At 42.4% G+C, this 21976-nt stretch carries 12 protein-coding genes and 1 tRNA gene; 8 read left to right on the top strand and 5 right to left on the bottom strand.

Annotation, left to right across the window (positions count from 1 at the left end; all coding sequences use genetic code 11):
- Positions 1-224 precede the first annotated feature (224 nt).
- Positions 225-297 (bottom strand) — tRNA-Gly (locus CI960_RS12575).
- Between the two features lie 77 nt (positions 298-374).
- Between CI960_RS12575 and argB the strand changes: the two genes are divergently transcribed.
- Complete coding sequence (argB, locus tag CI960_RS12570) at positions 375-1142, top strand: acetylglutamate kinase (protein ID WP_005855613.1); 768 nt, start codon at positions 375-377, stop codon at positions 1140-1142.
- A gap of 51 nt (positions 1143-1193) precedes the next feature.
- On the opposite strand, the gene CI960_RS12565 is transcribed toward argB, so the two are convergent.
- Positions 1194-1862 carry a DUF1080 domain-containing protein gene (locus tag CI960_RS12565; protein WP_005855615.1) on the bottom strand — a complete coding sequence of 223 codons (669 nt, stop codon included), beginning with the start codon at positions 1860-1862 and terminating at the stop codon, positions 1194-1196.
- A 561-nt stretch (positions 1863-2423) separates the two neighbouring features.
- Between CI960_RS12565 and CI960_RS12560 the strand changes: the two genes are divergently transcribed.
- From CI960_RS12560 to CI960_RS12550, 3 genes are all read left to right on the top strand, one after another.
- Positions 2424-5669, top strand: a complete 3246-nt coding sequence (locus CI960_RS12560; protein ID WP_005855618.1) for a SusC/RagA family TonB-linked outer membrane protein — start codon at positions 2424-2426, stop codon at positions 5667-5669.
- A gap of 25 nt (positions 5670-5694) precedes the next feature.
- Entirely contained in the window at positions 5695-7182 is a 1488-nt protein-coding gene (locus CI960_RS12555) for a SusD/RagB family nutrient-binding outer membrane lipoprotein (RefSeq protein WP_005855620.1), read from the top strand.
- 136 nt (positions 7183-7318) lie between these two features.
- On the top strand, positions 7319-8791 hold the full coding sequence (locus CI960_RS12550) for an ATP-binding cassette domain-containing protein (RefSeq protein ID WP_036628661.1): 1473 nt from the start codon (positions 7319-7321) through the stop codon (positions 8789-8791).
- Positions 8792-8868: 77 nt separating this feature from the next.
- Here the strand turns inward: CI960_RS12550 and CI960_RS12545 are convergent, their stop codons facing one another.
- Positions 8869-10239 carry a RagB/SusD family nutrient uptake outer membrane protein gene (locus CI960_RS12545; protein WP_005855624.1) on the bottom strand — a complete coding sequence of 457 codons (1371 nt, stop codon included), beginning with the start codon at positions 10237-10239 and terminating at the stop codon, positions 8869-8871.
- Positions 10240-10259: 20 nt separating this feature from the next.
- Positions 10260-13073, bottom strand: a complete 2814-nt coding sequence (locus tag CI960_RS12540; RefSeq protein ID WP_009017729.1) for a TonB-dependent receptor — start codon at positions 13071-13073, stop codon at positions 10260-10262.
- A 697-nt stretch (positions 13074-13770) separates the two neighbouring features.
- Between CI960_RS12540 and CI960_RS12535 the strand changes: the two genes are divergently transcribed.
- From CI960_RS12535 to CI960_RS12520, 4 genes are all read left to right on the top strand, one after another.
- A complete protein-coding gene (locus CI960_RS12535) occupies positions 13771-16944 on the top strand; it encodes a SusC/RagA family TonB-linked outer membrane protein (protein ID WP_005855628.1) in 3174 nt (1057 codons plus the stop codon).
- A 27-nt stretch (positions 16945-16971) separates the two neighbouring features.
- On the top strand, positions 16972-18444 hold the full coding sequence (locus CI960_RS12530; RefSeq protein WP_005855630.1) for a SusD/RagB family nutrient-binding outer membrane lipoprotein: 1473 nt from the start codon (positions 16972-16974) through the stop codon (positions 18442-18444).
- 43 nt (positions 18445-18487) lie between these two features.
- Entirely contained in the window at positions 18488-18988 is a 501-nt protein-coding gene (locus CI960_RS12525; RefSeq protein ID WP_036628884.1) for a lipid-binding protein, read from the top strand.
- A gap of 188 nt (positions 18989-19176) precedes the next feature.
- The gene (locus CI960_RS12520) at positions 19177-20355 is read left to right on the top strand and encodes a site-specific integrase (protein ID WP_005855634.1); all 1179 of its coding nucleotides are present in this window, start codon (positions 19177-19179) and stop codon (positions 20353-20355) included.
- A gap of 90 nt (positions 20356-20445) precedes the next feature.
- Here the strand turns inward: CI960_RS12520 and CI960_RS12515 are convergent, their stop codons facing one another.
- Positions 20446-21975: a SusD/RagB family nutrient-binding outer membrane lipoprotein gene (locus CI960_RS12515; protein WP_005855636.1), complete on the bottom strand. Its 1530-nt coding sequence runs from the start codon at positions 21973-21975 to the stop codon at positions 20446-20448.
- Between the last annotated feature and the right edge of the window lies 1 nt (position 21976).

Raw genomic sequence — 21976 nt, 5'->3', positions numbered from 1 at the left:
TTTGATTATAAGAGTGTTGCAGTTTTTTGCGGATTTTTTTTTTAAGAAACTTTAGTTTCTTCTAGGGAAAACAAAAGTTTTCCTATGAGGAAACAGAAGTTTCCCTTGCACAAAACTCTAGTTTCTAGCTAGAGAAACAGACGTTGCTTTTAGAAGGAGCATTGAGGAGATAAAACAAAATTAGGAGACCATCCTTATTTGGATAATCGCCTAATGCCTGATAGAGCGGTAGGCGAGGCTCGAACTCGTGACCCTCAGCTTGGGAAGCTGATGCTCTACCAACTGAGCTACTACCGCATTGCGAGTGCAAATGTATACAAATCTTTCTTTTTTTAGTAACTTTGGCGAGAAAATTTTATAAAAAAGAATTAAGTATGGAAAAACTAGTCTTGATAAAGGTAGGAGGGAAGATCGTTGAGGAAGAAGAAACGCTTCGTCAATTATTGAACGATTTCGCTGCTATCGAGGGATATAAGGTCTTGGTGCATGGGGGAGGACGCTCGGCTACCAAGCTTGCCGCCCAACTAGGGATCGAGAGCAAGATGGTGAACGGTCGCCGTATTACAGATGCCGAGACCTTGAAGGTCGTGACAATGGTCTATGGCGGGTTGGTGAATAAAAACATCGTAGCGGGCTTGCAGGCGTTGGGCGTAAACGCTTTAGGATTGACTGGTGCGGACATGAATTTGATGCGCTCCGACAAACGTCCCGTGGCAGAGGTGGATTATGGTTTCGTAGGCGACGTGAAAGAGGTGAATGCCGATTTGCTAGCCTCTCTTATCCATCAAGGTATCGTGCCGGTACTGGCTCCTCTTACACATGATAAGCAAGGCCATATGTTGAATACGAACGCTGATACGATAGCGGGAGAAGCCGCTAAAGCGTTGGCAAAACATTTTGAGGTGACATTGATGTTCTGTTTCGAGAAAAAAGGCGTTTTGTTGGACGAGAACGATGATGAGAGCGTGATACCGGAAATCGATCGTATAGCGTTTAAGGGATATGTAGAACAAGGAATTATCCAAGGGGGCATGATCCCGAAGCTGGAAAACGCTTACCAAGCGATAGACGCCGGGGTGAAGCAAGTGATTATTACGCAAGCCTCGGAGATTCACCAAGGAAAAGGGACGAGAGTCTTTTAAATAGATGAGGGGCTGTTTATGGCCCCTCACGTACATTATATAATAGGTCTATCAAAGACTCCGAATCTTGATATTACGGAACCAGATTAATGAATCTCCATGTTTTCCTTGTAATCCGATAAATCCTTTGGTCGGTAATTCGGCGAAAGGTTTGGGCAACCAACTTGGGATATCGCTTCCATCCGGGTTCTTGGTGCCGGAAGTCCATTTGCTCATATCCATTTCGGTAACTTTCTTTCCGTTGAGGATAACCATGATATGTTGTCCGGCGCATTTGATACGCATATGATTCCACTCCCCGGGTTTTTTGACTACCTTGTCTTGCACGGCGCCTAGATGTCCGTAAATGGCTCCGCATTTCTCATACGGCTTGCCGTTTCCCCATTTTTCACAATGGTCGTCCGCTATCTGTATTTCTACCGAGTTGGGTATCCAATCCTTCGTGTCCGTACAGTAAACGACTACTCCGCTGTTCGTGCCCACGTCGGTCTTAAAATCAAGATCCAGCTCGAAGTTCTCATATTCATCCTTTGTCCAGATAGACTCGTCCTTCACGGCGCCTAACACGCCATCAGTCTCGCTCCAAACTTCCGGATTGTAGTTGGCGTTTTCCAGATTTTTACCGAAGAGAGGCTTCCATTTATTGTTATCCGCCGCGAATGAGGAGAATGTACTTGCCACACACCATAAAGTAGCCATGGCTAAAAGAAAATGTTTCATGCTATTAGTTTTAAAGATTTACGTAAGGCAAATGTATTCATTTATTTTGGAAGGAACATAGTCTACGAAGAACGATTTTATTTACAAGTGAAAGCGAAATAGGTTGAAATGCTATGATTCTTAAGGAAATCTTCTTTTTTTTATCAAAGATCAAATAGTTTGTTAAAATGATATTAAAATCTTGTATAATCTTTATTGTTGTAAAATAGATTAACTAAAAAACACCTATTGCTTGATTGGTTTTGTGTTATTATGATATTGCTTATGTGTCAAAATATACATTTAATAGGTCTTGAAATGACGTTATGAAATATATTTGACTGTTTTAATGACACAAAATCATGGTATTATTTGTTTTTAACAGAAAATATTCTTTATATTTGCAGTGTGAGGATTAGGTGTATGTGTGATTGTATGTAAAAGTAAAGTAAATATTTTAATGTAATTTTATATATATGCATGTATAATCCTGCTGTTTTAAACTAAGTTCTTCGTAAACTATGGTAAGTTATGTGTGAAATTTGATTTAAATAATTAATTGTTAAATAAAAAAGTGTGTTTATGAGAAGGTTGACTTTTTTGTTATTATGCTTGTTTATAGGCATAGGAGTCGCAACGGCACAGACGATGAAGATAACAGGTAATGTTATATCATCGGAAGATCAGCAACCCGTGATCGGTGCGGCTGTCGTTGTGAAAGGCACTACGATTGGTACGGTTACGGACTTTGAGGGAAACTTTAGTTTAGATGTACCGAGAGACGCTAAGATGATCTTTATTTCTTATGTAGGATTGAAAACGAAGGAAGTACCTGTGGCATCCGTGATCAACGTTGTTTTGGACTCGGATTCAAAAGCGTTGGATGAGGTGGTTGTAACCGCTATGGGTTTGACTCGTGAGAAGAAAGCCTTGGGTTATGCCCTGCAAGAGGTGAAATCTGATGAGTTGACAAAAGCTGGCCAACAGAGCTTGGCGACCTCACTTTCCGGTAAGATCGCCGGTGTGCAGATTACTTCTCAAGGTGGACAGGTTGGTGCGTCGCAGAATATCGTGGTTCGCGGTAATTCCTCTTTTGGTAATAACCAACCGTTGATCGTTGTGGACGGTGTGCCTATCGCTAATGATAATGCGAAAGGTGCCACTGTAAACTTGGGTTCCGGCTTGAATGATATTAATCCGGAGGATATAGAGTCCATCTCTGTGTTGAAGGGTGGATCTGCCGCTTTGTATGGTATGCGTGCCGGTAATGGCGTTATCTTGGTTACTACTAAATCCGGTAAGAAAGACAAGGGTGTATCTATCTCTTATGAGGGTGATATCACGATTGACCGGGTTTATAATTTGCCTAGATTGCAGAATAAGTACGGACAAGGCTATTACGCTTCCGAGTATGATTGGAAGGAAGCGCAAGCGGGGGGATATTCTGGCGATTATCAAACTTTTGCCTTGGAGAATGGTTACAATTATGTAGATGGTATGGGTAGTGGTATCAACGATAACGCGGATGAGTCTTGGGGACCTCGCTTGGATATCGGATTGAATTTGCCGCAATACAATAGCCCGGTGATCGATGGCGTGCGTCAGGCTACTCCTTGGGTTTCCTGCCCGGACAATATCAAGAATTTCTTCCAAACGGGTTATTCAATGAATCATACGGTGGCTTTGTCTGCCTCTACGGATAAAACGTCTACACGCGCATCTTTATCTTTCCGTGATCAAAGCGGTACGACCCCGAACACTGATCAGAAGCGCTATGCTATGGCGGTGAACACGAAAATGACGTTTAATAAGTATATTGATTTCGACTTGTCTGCGAATTATATTCGCACGAAAAGCGCGAACTTGCCGGGTACGGGATATAACAGTACGAATGCTTTGCAGTCTATCATGCAGTGGTTTGGTCGTCAAGTTGATTTGAAGGATTTGAAGAATAATTGGGATCAAGTGGATGAGTATGGAAAATATACGCATTATAACTGGATACAGTCTTTCCATGCGAATCCGTATTGGACATTGAATAAGAATACCAATAGTTATGATCGTAATCGTTTCTATGGCAAGACCTCTTTGTATATCAAACCGACCGATTGGTTAAAGTTTGAAGGTCGTATGGGCTTGGATCATTACGATTCTAATCAGTTCTCTCGTATTTTATGGAATATCGACTATCCGAATGGATATTTCCGTAGCTTCGACCGTTCGATGACTGAGTTTAACGCGGACTTTATCGCCTACGTGAACAAGAACTTCGGTGATTGGGCCTTGAATGGTTTGGCTGGAGCCAACTATCGTGATTATCAAACAGCTATCATGGGGACAGGTGCGGACGAATTGACCGCAGAGGGGTTGTTTACCGTAGCGAACGCTCATGGAACCCCGTACACCTTGAACGACCATGAGAAACGTCGTTCAAACTCTGTATACGCTAATGCCTCTATCGGCTACAAGAATATGGCTTATGCCGAGGTAAGTGTCCGTAATGACTGGGACTCTACGATCAAGGACGCTTTCTTCTATCCTTCTTTCAGTGGTAGCTGGATCTTGACCGAGACATTCCCCGGATTGCAAAATGGCGATTATTTGAATTTCTTGAAATTGCGTGGTGGTTGGGCAAAGATCGGTTCCGCAACGGACCCGTATCGTTCGAACGCTTATTATTCATTGATCAGTTCTTCGTTCAATGGTACTACATTGTTCTATAATCCGACAATCCTTCCTCCTACAAATCTTCGTCCGGAGAGCGTAAAGACTTGGGAAGTTGGTGTTGAGGCTAATTTGTTCAACAATCGTTTGCATATTGATGCCGCATATTATAATAAGGTGACGAGCGATCAGATCATGAATGCGAATGTGGCTACCTCTACCGGTTATACCTCTATGTATATCAACGCTGGAAAGATCAGCAACAAGGGTGTCGAGTTGCAGGTATCCGGTGATATCATCAAGAATCCGAAGGGATTCAACTGGACGGCTACGTTGAACTGGGCGAAGGATAAGAGCCGAATCGATGAGCTTTATACAGATCCCGTTACCGGACAGTCCTTGGACGCTTACCAAATCGGTAGTAGCTGGAGCGTGAAGAACTATGCTATGGTCGGTAAGAGCTGGGGTACTTTGGTAGGTACTGGTTACGTATATAATGAGGATGGCTCGATCTTGGTAGAGGATGGTATTCCTGTGTACGAGGCCGGAAAAGAGATCGGTGATGTTACGCCGAAGTGGTTGGCTGGTTTCAGCAATGAGTTCTCTTATAAGGATTGGAGCTTCGGTTTCTTATTGGATTTCCGTTTGGGTGGTGACATATATTCTGTTACACAAGCATTCGGTTCTCAGACGGGTATCTTGAAACACACGGCAGAAGGCGATTTGCGTGAGAATGGCGTCGTACTTGGCCAGAATTATATGACGGACAAGGTCTTCAAGACCGCAGATGGTAAGATTAATGATGTCGCTGTCAACGCGGAGGACTTCTTCTATAATTATTATACGATTTGTGAGATGTCTGTATTCGATGGTTCTTACTTGAAATTGCGTGAGGCTCACCTGACATATAATTTCCCGAAATCAATTCTAGAGAAGACTAAATGTATCAAGGCCGCTCATGTATCATTGGTTGGTACGAACTTGGCGTTGCTTTGGGTGCATAAGTCAAATATCGCTCATATTGATCCGGAGTCTACAAGTACCGGTGGTGATGATCCCGAGACTGCGGCTACAAGCAGAGGATTCAACTCTGGTGTAGGTTTTGAGTCCAACTCTTATCCTCCTTCTCGTAGTTTTGGTCTTAAGTTAGGTGTAACATTTTAATCAACATTAATCTGAGGAATTTAATATGAAAAGATATATCAAGAATTTCATGATGGCTATGATGGTCGGCGCTACTGTATTCGGTAGCTCGTGTACCGATTCGTTTGAGGAGGTCAATACAGACCCAGATAGCCCTACGGATGTGCCTACGACGAATCTTCTGGCGTATTCTTTATATTACACATCCTATCGTCTGTATGATCGGTGGTTCGCAATGGATGAGCCGATGACTTTCTGCGGATATGCTTCGAAGATGACTTATATCGACGAGTCCCGCTATAATTTCCGTACGGGTGTACAGGATACGAACTGGGAGTATTTGTATCGTATATTGAATAACCTGAAAGATATCGAGAAGCGTGCCACGTTTAATGAGACTCCTAATATGCTGAACGTATCGAAGGTTATGCAGGTTCATTTGATGCAGGTGGCCACGGATCGTTGGCGTGATGTCCCTTATACGGATGCCGCTAAGATGACGGATGGAATCTTGCAGCCGAAATACGATAAGCAAGAGGATATTTATCCGGGCTTATTGGCTACGTTGAAGGAAGCAGCGGATGGCTTTGCCGATGGTGGTAGTGATGACTTAGGCGAGGGAGACCTGTTATTCGGTGGTGATATCGAGAAGTGGCAGAGATATTGTAATTCTATGCGTCTTCGTTTAGCGATGCGTATCTCAGAGGTTTCCCCGGCGTTGGCTAAGGAGACCGTAGAGGAAGTTATGGGTAATCCCACTAAGTATCCGATCATGGAAAGCAACGATGATAATGCTTTCTTCTGGTGGATCGGAACAGACCCCAACTATTACGAACCGATGGCAGACGGTTATCGTACACGTAAGACGGAGTATTGTGCCGCAGACGTGATCGTGGATCATATGAATACACGTGAGGACCCTCGTCGCTCATCTTATTTCCAACCCACAAAAGAAAGTGTGGAGGCCGGTGAGCCTAAGTATGTAGGTTATACGATCGGGGCGAAAGCGAATGCGGTAGCTTCTAAATATTCCATTTGGGGAGCACGTTTCTTTACGGACTTGGCTGGTTTTTCTCCTTATATGCGTGTCGCTGAGCCTTGGTTCTGTGTCGCTGAGGCATCTATGTTGGGATGGAATACCGGAATCTCCGCAGAGGACGCATACAATAAGGCTGTTACCTATTCCATGGAAGAGAATAGCGTATCTGCCGAAGATATAGCGGATTACCTTGCGAACGCGGGTAAGTTCACGAATGATAAGAAACAGATTTATTATGAGGAATGGGTTGCCATGTTCAAGCAAGGAATGGAAGGTTGGTCATTGTATCGCCGTACAGGCGTGCCAGACAACTTGTATCCGGCTCCGGGCCGTCCGGCAAACTATTCTAATCATAACGTACCTCCATTCCGCTCTCCGTATCCTGATAAGGAACGTAATTTGAACAATGCGAATTGTGCTCCCTTCGATGCGGAAGTCGTGGATAATTTGTGGGGTAAACAAATGTGGTGGGATACACGTACAGGCGTTCATTAACTACTAGTTAACATAGACATACCAAGTGCCTGTATACTATAGAGGGGCTGCTCGTGATGAGTGGCCCCTTTTTTTGTCATTATGCTGTCATTTTTAAATAAACTATGTACCTTTGTCCGGCTTATTTAGAAAAAAGATGGAAAAAGAAGGAATGATGGTGGTCGATATTAAGAATATCGTTACTCGTTTGCCGGAATTGCGGTTTACGGCACCCGTGAATTGGAGAATTGATGAAGGGCAGCAATGGGCTGTGGTCGGTCCGAATGGCGCTGGTAAAACCTTGATAGCGGATATTATGCAGCGTAAATTCGCTTTTAAGGAAGGTGAGGTCGTGTTCTCCGGGGATGGTAAGGTGAGTGACTTTATCAAGAGTATAGCGTTTAAGGATATTTATTCGTTGGCGGATTGCCGGAATTCTTATTACCAACAGCGTTGGCATTCAACAGAGACGGAGGAGATGCCTATTGTCGAGGAATTGTTGAAGGAATATGCCGGCTCTGATAATTTAGCGAAGATATTGACTCTTTTCGGTATAGAGGATTTATTGCCTAAGCGGTTGATCTTCTTATCAAGTGGTGAATTACGAAAATTCTTGATTGTCCGGACGTTGCTTAGCCGTCCTCGTGTCTTGATCTTGGATAATCCTTTTATCGGCTTAGACGCTCCATCCCGGGATTTATTGGTAGAGATGCTGGGGCAAATGACAAAATTGAATGGCGTTCAAGTTGTCTTGTTATTATCTAACCCCAATGACATACCGGCAATGATCACGCATGTATTGCCTATCCATGATCGTACTTGCCTGCCTCCGCTGACTCGAGAGGAGTTTATGTCGGATACGGAATTAATCGCCCGTCTTTTTCCAACGGAAGGCATTCATGCATGCGAGGAAGTTGGTAAGGTTCGTTTACCTGTGGATATGAACAAGATAGCCTCTTTACATGAGGTGACTTTACGCATGGAGCATGTGAAAATACGCTATGGTAGCCGTACGATCTTGAAAGATTTGGATTGGGAAATCAAGAACGGGGAGAAGTGGGCGTTATTCGGTCCGAATGGCGCTGGTAAATCTACCTTGCTGAGTTTGGTTTACGCGGATAATCCCCAGTCGTATGCGAATACGTTGTATTTGTTTGATAGAAAGAGAGGTTCCGGGGAAAGTATTTGGGATATCAAGAAGCGTATCGGATATGTATCGCCGGAGATGCACTTATATTATAAGGAGAATGTCCCTACCTTGAATATTGTCGGTTCCGGCTTTTTCGATTCGATCGGCTTGTTTCGTAAGTGTAATGCGGAGCAAGAAACGGTAGCCTTGGAGTGGATGAAAGTTTTTGGCATCGAACATTTGAAAGACCGTTTATTCTTGACCTTATCATCGGGAGAACAACGTTTGGCTTTATTAGCGAGAGCTTTCGTGAAAGATCCCGATTTAATTATATTAGATGAGCCTCTCCACGGTCTGGATGTGAGCAATAAGAAAAAGGCGGCTGCTATTATCGAGCAATTCTGCGATCGCCCGGGAAAAACCTTGATTTACGTAACCCATTACCCGCATGAATTACCTGCTTGTGTAGACAAGCGGTTCGAGCTAGTGAAGCACTCGTGAGCGTACAAAGAAAAAGAGGATGTGCCGTGGTGAAGTGGCACATCCTCTAAAATCAATAAATACTTATGGATAAAGGATTAATATCCTGGGTTCTGTATCAACTGACCTCTTGATACGGTGATTTCTCCGATAGGAATTGCCATGATCGTACGGTAATCGCCCGGCTTAACCTCACCTACGAATTTATTGTTGACAGACTTGCCGTTACGCCAAGCGTCCCAAGCGGTATGTCCTTCCGTGAATAATTCTAGGCGTCTTTCCAGTAAGATATCATCCAACGTGATAGAAGCGACATCGGTATAATTCTCAATACGATTCTTGCGTAACGTATTCATATATCCGGCGGCCGCGGAGGTATCCCCTGCTTTTAGTGCGGCCTCGGCCGCTATTAGGTAAACTTCGGAAAGGCGCACGACCTTTGGATTGTTTACATAGATTTGCCCGTCACGTCCCTTATACTTTTGCGGATAGGTCCCGTCATAGCCATTATCGGTCTCTTTTGCGAATAATTCCGTACGGATATCTCCCGGATGCTTAGCCAGCTCTTCCAGGAAAGATTCAGTAGCGGCACATTCACCGTAGCCGGAGGCATGTGTAAAATAACCGATAGAGTTACGTTGCGCGTTATAATTCGGGGTAACTAAGATCTCGAATATAGCCTCGTTCGTTCCTTCCTTATCCCATGCGCCTATATATTCATCCCGTGTGTATAACTTATAAGGAGAGGAAGCGATAATCTCCTTACAGTCAGCCAGTGCCTCTTTATTCTTTTCTAAGTAAAGGTAAGCGCGTGCGCGGATCGCTAAAGCCCCCCAATAATTGATGTGTCCGGTTTGTTTATCTTTACTCAAAAGAGGCAATGCGGTCTCGATATCTTTCAATATCTGGTCGTATGTCTGCTGTAAGGTCGCCCGGGTCCCGATATAATCCGTGGGATAAACCTCTGTGGAGAGTACGATGCCCAGATCGTTCATATCTGTTGTTGATGGTAATTTAGCGAATACTCTGGCTAAATCGAAATGATACAAGGCGCGCATAGCGTATAGTTCTCCTTTCAATATGTCTACATCCGCACCTTCAAGATTCTCGGCGGCGGCTAATACATTATTAAGGCGAGCTAGACTATTGTAGAATAATTTATAGAAACTATAAACCATCTCATCGTTTTTACCTGTTTGGTAACGATACATGGGGCCGGCATGATTCACCGTGGAGATAGATTGGAAATCCCCACTTCGTAAATCGGCCAGCAATGTGAATTCCGCTCCATACGAGCCTACCTCTGTAGCCTGTTGCTCGTATACGCCATTCACGGCATTTGTCAAATCGGCTACGGAAGAGATTGCGTCTATCGTAGGTAATTGGGTAGATGATGTCTTTTCTAGGACATCATCGCAGGAGGCCGTTAATAAGGCGAACGCTAGACCTACTAAATATATCTTTTTCATATAGATTCTATTTTAATAAATTATAATGTGATGTTTACACCAAAGACAAAGCTTTTAGAGACCGGGGTATCTACCTGGCGATAACCATTCAAGGGAACATCCGGGTCGATGCCTTTTGTCTTTGCCCAGATCATGAACGGATTATTCGCACGGAAGTACACACGCAGATTACTGAATATGTTTTTCAATACCGGTACATTGTATCCCAAGGTGATTTCACGCATACGGATATTGTCAGAAGATACGATGGTACGACTGGAGAAGCGATCCGAGCGATATGGATTCTGGTAGATAGGCTTCGGGTATAAGGCGTTGTCGCCCGGGTTCATCCAATAATTACCCGCTACGCTCTTTTCTAGGTTGAATGAACCTAAACGGAATCCGTCATGATGGAAGAAGTAGTTCGGATAATCGAATATATCGCCACCAAATTGATAGGTAATCAAGAATGAAAGATCGAAATCATATAACCGGAACGTGTTTGTCAAACCTCCCGTTACGTCGGGAATGGCTTTGCCTACGATTCCTTTTTCAGCCTCATCGTACTTGTTCACTACTCCTTTGCTATGATCGTTTGGATCTTTCCAGAATTCTCCTAGTCCTGTATCCGGATTCACGCCTTTCCATTCCGGCAGATAGAAAGTATACATGGATTCTCCCTCTCGGTGCAGATACATATCGCCGTCTCCATATTCGATGTCGTTATGGTTCGGCAATTCCTTGATCGTCGCCTTCTGGAATGTAAGGTTGAAATTCGTGTCCCATGAGAAGTGCTGATTCTTGATGTTTTGGGAATTTACCTCTATCTCGATACCGCTATTGCGTAGCTTACCAAGGTTTTGCCAGTTTTTCTCAAAACCTGTGACGATAGAAGTCGGGATCTCGAATAACAGGTCGGTCGTTGTTTTGTTGTAATATTCTACTGTCAGATTTACTCGGTTGAATAAGTTCCAGTCAAAACCCACATTCATGTTTTTGGACTTCTCCCAACCTAATTCCTCATTTCCTGCTTGATTCCAATAGATGGCGGAAGAGGGGCCATAACCACCAGAGAACGCATATAACGCTTGGTTCGCGTAATATGAGCCCGGCAAGTTTCCATTTGTACCGTAAGAGAAGCGGACTTTTAGATCAGAGAACAATTCATTGTCTTTAAGGAAATTCTCGCCACTGATGCGCCATGCGCCAGATACGGACCAGAAATTCGCCCAGCGATTATCGGTTCCCAAGCGGGAAGAACCATCCCGACGGAAACTGGCAGACAGATAGTATTTATTGTCGTAATTATAGTTGCCGGTAGCCAAGTAGGATACGATTCCGGAGCCAAATACTTCGCTGGATGCGCCATCTGGTTGTCCGTTTCCTAATTCCGGTAACTTGTCGGTTGAGTATTGTTTTGCCGTAGTATAGATGGCTGTCAGTTCGTCTTCTGTTACCTCGAAACCACCTAGGATGTCAAAATTATGAACATCGTTCCATGTATTAGCGTAGCGTAACGTGGAAGAACTTGTTAAATTGCGGTTCTCGTAAGTATAGCGAGATCCCAAGCCGCCTACGGCCTTACCGTCCACGCTGTTGGGAGACCAATACTCAAAGTGTTTCGTATCGATATAGTCGTAACCAAAAATCGTCTTGAACGATAATTGCTTGGAGAATTTTACGCCTAAATCAATGTTAGACATACTACGCATTACACGGGATTTAATCCATTGTTCCTTGCCCAACATTAGATGCGGATTGGAAGCGGCACCCCAGTTTGAGTCGGCGTTGTATGTACCGTCCGGATTCTTTACGGGAGCCGTCGGGTCTGAGGAGTACACCAAGCTCAGTGGAGAAGCAGTACCGATACCTTGATCTTGATTTTGCTGATCACGGAAACCATTTTGGGTAGTGAATGCGATCATTTGCTTAACACCGATAGTCAACCAATTATTTACTTGATGATCTAAATTGATACGACCGGAGAAACGTTCGAAATCGCTACCGATTACGATACCTTCCGCATTATTATAACCAAGACCTACATAGAATTGTGTACGGTCGTTACCTCCGTTTACGGATAATTGATGGTTATGCGTCAAGGCTGTACGGTAAACCTCATCACGCCAATTGGTATCCGTGTTACCCGATGGGTCGTTGAAGAATGCTTCCATGTCGCCTTCCTTGTCAATCAAGGCGTATGCTTGATCACGGTTGCCAGCGAGTCCGTTTAGGATATAATAATTGGAAATCGCTTCTTTTCCGTACAGGAGCAATTCGGAGGCATTCATTGTCTCGTACTGTTTTACAGCCATATTGCTCCAGCCGACCTCGCCATTGTAACTTACTTTCGTCTTGCCTCTTTTTCCGGCTTTGGTCGTAATGATGATAACGCCATTCGCTGCACGAGAGCCGTACAAGGAAGCTGCTGCGGCATCTTTCAACACCGTCATGCTCTCAATATCATCAGGGTTCAAGGAGCTTAGCAAACTGGACTGTTTCCCGTAGTATGCCATATCCGAGTCTGATTTTACAGGCACGCCATCCACGACATATAGAGGAGACTTGGCTGCGCTGATAGAGCCGACACCACGGATATTGATATCACCGGGAGCTCCTGGATCACCAGTGTTGGAGGTTACGCGAACACCGGACATCTTTCCAGAAAGAGCCTTATCCAAGGACTCTTTGGAGCCAGCTACGATATCTTCTGCGTTTACCGCTTTAGCGGATCCCGTGAAAGATGATTTTTTCGCCGTACCATAAGCGACAACCATAACTTCATCCAGCTCTGTCGCCGCCGTATTCAAAACAACTTTCATTACATCTTGGATTGGAGCTTCTTTCGCAACCATTCCGACGTATGAAAATACCAGAGTCTTCGCGGAACCTATGAATAATAGGTTATTTTTTATTATTACTTAGTTTTCGCGGAACCTTGTCATTGCTTGTGATTATTCAGTAACGCTCAAGAAATAACTTGTTACAATTTTCATGCGATCATTTCTTTGCGGATCGGATTGCGAGAAGGCATTGGCTACTTATGCGTAAATAATTGAAAATAAGCGAATAATAATAACGACTATCGGCTACTCAAGTGAATAACTATCGGCTTGTCAAGTGAATAACTAACGGCTATACCTAGCCGCTAACTAACGGCTTGGGAAGTGAATAACTAATCACTTGAAAAGCCTTTCCTAGGTCTTTGGGTGTTGTAGAACTTATGACTTATATCGGAGCCGTCCTAAGTTATTTTTTAATGCATACCTAATATATATTCCTATTTTTCAAAATGTTAAAAACATGGTTCTTTGTTGATGATCTAAGCTGTAATATTTGGTGTACATATTACGGCATTTAAATTGTGGTTGAAAAAGTCTCCATATTTTCTACCCATTAGCCTTTTCTTGTTGTTTTATTGAAATTTTTTAATTATTTATTTGTTATAATAAATTTATTGTTACATTTGCATTCATACGACCCTTAAAATATAAGTCTTTGAATATCTATTGCGAATATATTATATAAGTTAAACAAAAAAAGAGTGTGTCTATGAACAAGTTGACTTATCTTTTACTTTGCCTAGTTTTAGGCATTGGATTGGCCACAGCTCAGACGAGGAAAGTAACAGGTACTGTTATTTCCGCCGAAGACAGTGAACCGATTATTGGTGCGTCTGTAATAGTCAAGGGTACTACTACAGGTACAGTAACGGATTTTGATGGTGTGTTCAGTTTGGATGTACCAAGTTCCGCGAAGACTCTGGTAATTTCTTATGTGGGTATGATTGCTCGTGAGGTTCCGGTACAAGATGTGTTGAGGGTAGTCCTTCAGTCTGGTACCCAGAATCTTGAGGAGGTTGTCGTAACTGCGATTGGTATGAAAAAGCAGGAAAAGGCGTTGGGCTATGCAGCCTCTACTGTGAAGAGTGAAGATTTGAATGCCGCTAAGTCTGGATCAGTGATGTCAGGTTTGACTGGTAAGGTTGCGGGTTTGAATATTACTAGCGGTGGTGCTACAGGCTCTTCTCAGAAAGTAATCGTGCGTGGTATCAGTTCTTTCAGTGCTAATCAACCTTTGTATGTGGTGGATGGTGTGCCTATTATGAATGATTTCCAAGGTGAGGATTCTTTCTCTAACTCCGTGGATTTTGGTAACCAAGCTAATGACATTAACCCAGAGGATGTTGAGTCTGTAACAGTCTTGAAGGGTGCTTCCGCTACTGCCCTTTATGGTAGCCGGGCTGCTAATGGTGTTATCATGGTGACAACAAAACGGGCTGGGGCTGAGAGGCTTTCTGTTACGTACGATGGCTCATTTATGGGATCTAGCGTATTGCGTGTTCCTCAAACACAAGATCGTTTCGGACAAGGATGGGGATCTTTCGGACCTATGGAGAATGGTTCTTGGGGACCGGTTTTGGATGGTCGTGATCATATCTGGGGACCTTACTCAGACGGCTCAGAAGGTTTATTAACTCCGCTTTCTAAGCCTTTCTCGTATGTAAAGAACAATCTTCGTGATTTTTATGAAACTGGTTTTGAGACGAATAATAACGTCTCGATTCGTATGGGTAATGATAAACTTGGTTTTGTTGCCTCCTATGGTAATGTGAAGTCTGACGGTGTATTACCGGGTGACGCTGATTCATATGCTCGTAATACAATCTCGTTAAGAGGTAATATGAAATATAAACGTTTTTCTGCGGAATTAAACTTGAACTATGTCCGTAAAGATATCACACAAGCTGCTGCTGGCCAAGGAGATGATGGTGCAACGATGTTTTCTGAGATTTTGCAACATGCCGTGGATGTAGATATTAGCTCAATGAAAGATTATACGAATCCTTATTTTAATACGGATAACTTCTATACAGCTTATGCGGAGAATCCATATTGGGTGTTAGATCATAATCGTAATAAGTATCAAGATGACCGTGTCTATGGTAAGATCGAGCTTGCTTTTGAGATTATGAAAGGTTTGAAGGCGGTTGGACGTTTAGGTGGTGACTTTACGAACGCTACTCAAAAGAGATGGAATGAAAAAGTGACTTTCGCTTCAGGGTCTTGGAGTGAATTAGGTGGTAAGAAGCAGCAGCCCGGTACTTATACGGAACGTCGTGACAAGGTGGAGCAAATTGATGCGACCGCTTTCTTAAACGCGGATTATAAAATCGGTGAGGATATCGCTTTGAATGGTATGATTGGATGGAACTTGAATCAACAAACGAGTTCTTATTTGAAATCTTATCTGTATGGTTTGGAGCAACCGGGATGGTTTAACTTAGCGAATGGTGTTGATAAGCCCATGACTACGACTTACTCTGATAGACGCCGTTTGGTTGGTTTGTTCGCTCAAGGTGAGTTTGGTTACAAGAATTTCTGGTTTGTGAATGCTTCTATTCGTAACGACTGGTCATCTACTTTACCTCAAGGAAATAATAGCTTTTTCTATGGTGGCGTGAATACTTCATTGATCATCACGGATATGTTTGAGGATTTGAAATCTGATTATCTGAATTTCTTGAAGGTTCGTGCAGCTTGGGGACAGACTGGTAACGATGCTCCGATTTACCGTACTAGCAGTTATTTTACACCGACTCAAATCAGTTTAGGTTTTGGAGATTTATATTTACCTATTAATAATACATTAGGCTTGACAGAGTATAATCGTTTGCCGAGTATGGATCTTCGTCCGGAGATCACGACAGAATGGGAGTTCGGTTTAACAACGCATCTGTTTAACAATCGCTTGGATATTGATGCTGCTTATTATAATAAGAGTACGAAAGATCAGATAATATCTGCTAGTCTGGCTCCGGAGTCTCGCTATACGTCTATGACCCGCAACGTAGGTAAGATTGCGAATCAAGGTGTCGAGTTGGCAGTGAATGGCATTCCTGTTCGTACGAAAGATTTCGAGTGGGGATTAGGTTTTACTTTCAGTAAGAACTGGAGTGAGGTGAAAGAGTTATGGGATGATGTAACTGAGTATAAATTGACAAGTTCCTATCAAGTGGATTTCGTTGCGGAAGTAGGTCAGCCTTTGGGCGTTTTCAAGGTTCCGGCTTTGGCCACGACTGATGATGGTAAGGTGATCGTTGATAATAACGGTATGCCGACAATTGATGCTAGCAAGAAAGAGATCGTAGGAACGTCTACACCTAATTTCTTGATGGGCTTTAATACGCATTTCACATGGAAAGGGATTACTTTATCAGCGGTATTAGATTGGCGTAATGGCGGTGAGTTCTATTCATATACCTCTCAATTGCTTACATTTGCCGGAAACTCTACTTATACGGTGTTTAATAATCGTGAACCATTTGTGGTTCCTAATTCCGTGAAAGTCGTAAATGGTCAATACGTAGAGAATGATATACCTATCGTACATTGGGGAGGTGCTTCTAGCGCTGTTAATACCTACTATAATAACGCCTCCAACTACGCTCAGTATAGAAATTGGATTTTACCTAAAGATTACTTGAAATTAAGAGAGATTACACTTTCTTACTCTTTACCGAAAGCATGGTTGAAACAAACCCCATTCTCTATGGTTCAAGTTAGTTTGATCGGACGTAATTTATTTATGTGGACCCCGAAAAAGAACAACTACGTAGATCCGGAAGGTACGAATTATGGTAATGACATCTTGTCTGAAATTGGTGAATTTGGTGCGGCTCCGACAAACCGTACGTTTGGTGGTGGTATTAAAGTTGTATTATAATAAGTAACTTTAAAAAGTAAAGATAGTATGAAAAGAAACAATTTAATATATACAGGACTGGTTAGCTGCTTGTTGATGGCTACTACAGCTTGTTCCGATTATTTGGATATTAACCAGAATCCGGAATATCCAACGGAAGCCTCTTCTTCTACTTTGCTTCCTTCTGGTATCGCAGGAGTAGCAAGTATTGTAGGTGGTACTTACGAATTATATGGTAGCATGTGGTCTCAGCAATGTACGCAGGGACATACATCCAACCAGTATAATACATTGGTTAACTATACGATAACTAACGCATCCGATTCTCGTTTGTGGTCTATACCTTATTCAATAGCACTGCCAGACTTGGATTTGGTTATCAAAAGCTCTGAATCGGCTCAAGAATGGAATTATTGGGTAATGGGTAAGACTATGACTGCCTTTATGTATCATATCCTAGTGGACTCTTATGGCTCTATTCCTTTTACAGAAGCTATTCTTGGGAATGAGAATACTACACCGAAATATGATGACAGTAAGACTGTGGTTTATCCGGGATTATTAGCGATGTTGGACGAGATTATCGCTAAAAAAGCGGAAGCTACCGCAGGTGGTTTGCCTTCGGTTACAAAACAAGACTTGGTGTTCGCTGGTGACGTGAATAAGTGGATTCAATTTGCGAAGAGTTTAAAGCTAAAATTGTTGATGCGTGATTTCGATACGAATAAAGCTGCTATCAAGGCATTGCTCGACGAAGGAGATTTGCTGAGTGTAGACGCTAAGATGGACTGTTTTCAAGATTTGGAAAATAAATCAAATCCATTGTATGAGAATGACCGTCGTAAATTGAATTCAACTGTAAATATTCGTGCGTGCGCTACGGTTTGCGATTATTTGAAAAAATATGAGGATCCTCGTTTAAATGATTTTTATTCACCTAATACGGATGGCTCCGGCGAGACAACAGCTTTGAAGTATGGTGACCGCCCAAACTCGGTAGCGGTAACAACTCGTATGATCTCTGTGGCTAAGCTAGGTCCTACAGATCCTGTTTATTTTATGTCTGCTGCTGAGGTAGCGTTCCTGCAAGCGGAAGCTTACGCTCGTTTGAATGATGTGGCTAAAGCGAAAGTGGCTTATGAGCAAGGTGTGAATTATGCGTTTGAACGTTGGGGGTATTCTGCTGCCGAGTTTGTTTCGGAAGGTGCTCCTTATGCTTTCGATAGTACGGACCAAAATTCAATGCTTACCTCTATTTTGACCCAGAAGTGGATCGCTTCCACTCGTTGTCAAGCATGGGACGCATGGTTTGATATCAATCGTACCGGTATTCCTGTTTTAGGGACAAAGCATGTGGATGAGGAAGGATATATTTGGGGGCAGTTGACTCCTTGCATTGGTTCTGCGTTGGCTCCGGGTGAATATCCTCGTCGTTTATTGTATCCGAAGTCATCTTCAGACTATAACCCTAATACTCCGGCGGTAGTTCCGTTAGCGGAAAAACAATGGTGGCATAAATAAATGGGTGTTATAAATGTATATTAATCAGAAAAGCTTTTTGAATATGAAACAGATAAATAAATTACTGGTTATCTTATTGGCGTTGCTCACCTTTTCTTCTTGTGAGACTTATGGTGATTACGAGATAGAATACACGGCTATTTACCCTTTATGTGGCGAATGGGTAGTTAATGTTACAGGTGAGGATGGTGGTGTCTTGGCGGAAGGTGTGACCTGCAATACTTACAATACGACTGATGATGCCACGGATAAGATGTGGATAAAAATGAGTGTTGCCACAAACGACTGGGGAGTACGTGGCAAGATTCATTGCGATGTCGCTTCTAAATCTTTTGATGGGGATGGTATCGCTAATCTGCTCCATGCGGATGATGGTATAAATTCTACTGTAACCTTCAATATCTCTGGTAAAGTAATTGTGGATGGTTATACTACTCAAGCCAATACAAAAGTGGATGCCATTGAATTTACCTTGACTCAAAATGGAAAGTCGATGACGGTTAAGGGATTCCGTAAAACAGGTTGGGAAGGTGAAGATTATTGATATGATTTAATATCTCGAAAAGTAGGAGAGGCCTGCCATGTATTTGGTAGGCCCTTTTTATTTACTTGGATATATGGTTTTTTATTAGTAGGTAATCCGTGATAACAAACTTTTAGTTTGTAGATTGTGCTACAAAGAACTTATTATTGTTCCTTCGTGTTTACAATCAGATAATATATAAATGTATCATGGAAAAAGTAATTTACAACTTAGTGTTTAATCGAAAAAAGCAATTGAATGCGGAAGGAAAAGCTTTGATTCAAGTAGAGGCCTATTTGAATAGGCAAAAGAGGTATTTTTCAACGAAGGTTTATGTGAAACCTTGTCAATGGGACAACAAGAGACGTTCCATAAAGAATCATCCGAATATGGATGCGTTAAACCTGTATCTTCAGAACTATGTTATGGAGTTGGAGAGAGATGAGCTGGAGAAGAGACAAGCGAATAACGGTTTTTCGTTGAAGGATCTGCGTGAGGAGGCTTCTTCGACATCTACGTCTTCCTCTTTTCTTGTTTTCATGCGTGAGGAGATTTTACATAGTAATTTGAAAGAATCGACATTAAAAAACCATTTGTCCACTTTGCATGTTCTATCCTTATATAAAAAGGACGTTCTGTTTAAGGATATTAATTTCAATTTCTTATGCGATTTTGAATATTTCTTATTGAAGCAGGAGTATCATCGAAATACGATCGCTAAACATATGAAGCATTTGAAACGATATATCAACTTGGCGATTAATAAGGAGTTGTTCGAGTTGCACAAATATCCATTTCGGAAATATAAGATTAAATATCAAGAGAGTAAGCGTACTCATTTAACGCCTGAGGAGTTAGGTCGTTTGGAAAACTTAAAGCTGGATGGGCAGCGTACATTGCGCCGGTGTCTGGATATGTTTTTATTTAGTTGCTACACGGGATTACGTTTCTCAGACATAGTAAGTATAACGAAAGAGAACTTTTTGATTATTGATGATAAGGTTTGGCTGGTTTATTCATCGGTGAAGACAGATGTGAGTGTCCGTTTGCCGCTATTCCTCTTGTTCGAGGGTAAATCTTTACCTATCTATGAGCGATATAAGAATGCGCCGAGAACCCTGTTTGGTGTTCCCTTATCCTCTAATTCAAACGTGAATAAGCAATTACGCCGAATCAGCCAATTGGCAAGTATTGATAAGAAGGTATCTTTTCATACGGCTCGGCATACAAATGCTACCTTATTATTATATAATGGAGCGAATATAACTACGGTACAAAAGTTGTTAGGGCATAAAAGTGTTCGTACTACCGAAATCTATAGCAATATCATGGATATGACGATTGTCCGCGATCTTGAGAAGATTGAGACACGATTGAAGTTCGGCTAGAATGTGGATTTATAAGAAAGGAGAAAAATATCATTAAGATATTCTTCCCCTTTTTTGAATGTTGTCACTCGTTATGCTTTTATATATTGATTAGCGAGTTCCGCCAGCCCACCATACGTTTTCGGTAAACACATACTGACCATCACCATAAGCAGCTTGTATATTAGGATTAGTCGTAGTATCATCATTACCATACGGACATCTTAACGGGAACTTACCCGGATTTTGCAAGCCATAAATATCCTCACCCAAGCTCTTCAAACGACGTACGTCATTATAGCACTCGGTAGACTCTCCATCTGCGTTCCAGAAAGAAATATATTTCTGAATCATCGTCTCTTTCAAAGGATTAGCATCGAATAAGGGAACGACATTCTCATCAAAGTAAGAAGCGGCCTCCTCCGGTGTCACCTCGTTTGTTACATTCAAGAAACCTCCCCAATAATCAGAAGCGAGGGCAGACTTGATATTAACCTCCATATTAGCCATACCTGCGACAACAGCCTCTTTCAACACTGCTTTTGCCTCATCCTTACGATTTAAACGACACAAAGCCTCTGCCTTCAAGAACAATACCTCATGATAACTTAAGATGTGAGTCGGAGCGGTTTGAGCTGCACAGAACATGGAAACAGTATATTCTAACTGACTTTGCACTAAATCACCATTATGAGCAAGATTCAATAATGGATCATCCTTAGAAGCAATCATCGTTTGGCTGTTAGCCTCCACATAGCAACGTCTGATACGCGGATCATTACGCTCATTCAATTTATCAAACATACTTCGGCTGGCTACTTCACCTAAACGAGAATAGAATACTCCGAAAAATGGGTTGATATTAACACCCACACCATACATAGCATAGCTACATTGCTCGGCTGCCGAGGTGTACGACTTGGAAATATAATCCAACACCTTTTCCATATCGCCCTTAACATCAGCGCTACGTCCCATCAAGCGCATCGTATAACGAGCCTTCAAGCCATAAGCTGTCTTTAGCCAAGCCGAAGCGTCACCTTTATAAATCAAATCTTGATTAGACAGGCTCGTCAGATCTGATTTCTGAAGATCTTCAATTGCGGCATCCACATAGGCCATGATATCCTTATAAATCTCCTCTTGTTTATCGATAGCGGGAGTCATAGATACTGTATAGTCACAAGCCTCTTTCCAAGGTGTATCACCATACATATCTGTCAAGATCGCCAAATTGTAAGCCACGAAAAGTTCCGCAATGCCTTTTGTTATGAAGTTCTGCTCTTCTTCTGCGACTTTGACAGAGATCAAAGCATCTTTCAGTGTCGAATAGGTTCCCCCCCATGAGTTATTAAAGGTAGAAGCCGATGTACAAGAAGAACGGGTTTCCGCATAGTAGAATTGATTATGCGAACCTGTCTCATGTTCCACATACATACCACCATATAAATTGAAATCGCCGCTAACCACGCTAAACGCAGTCGAAGTCATGACATCCGTAAGGATCATCTTTGCGGGAACTGCTGTGGTATGATTATGATCTTTGTTGATCTCATCCATCTTATCCTCAGAGCAAGAGACCAAGGCTGCGGTGAAAACAACTCCCGTCAATAATTTTTTTGAGATATTTTGAAGTTTCATC

This window comes from Parabacteroides sp. CT06 (assembly GCF_002257605.1).
GTDB classification, from domain to species: Bacteria; Bacteroidota; Bacteroidia; order Bacteroidales; family Tannerellaceae; genus Parabacteroides; species Parabacteroides distasonis.
This window is presented reverse-complemented; position numbering and strand designations above follow the sequence as displayed.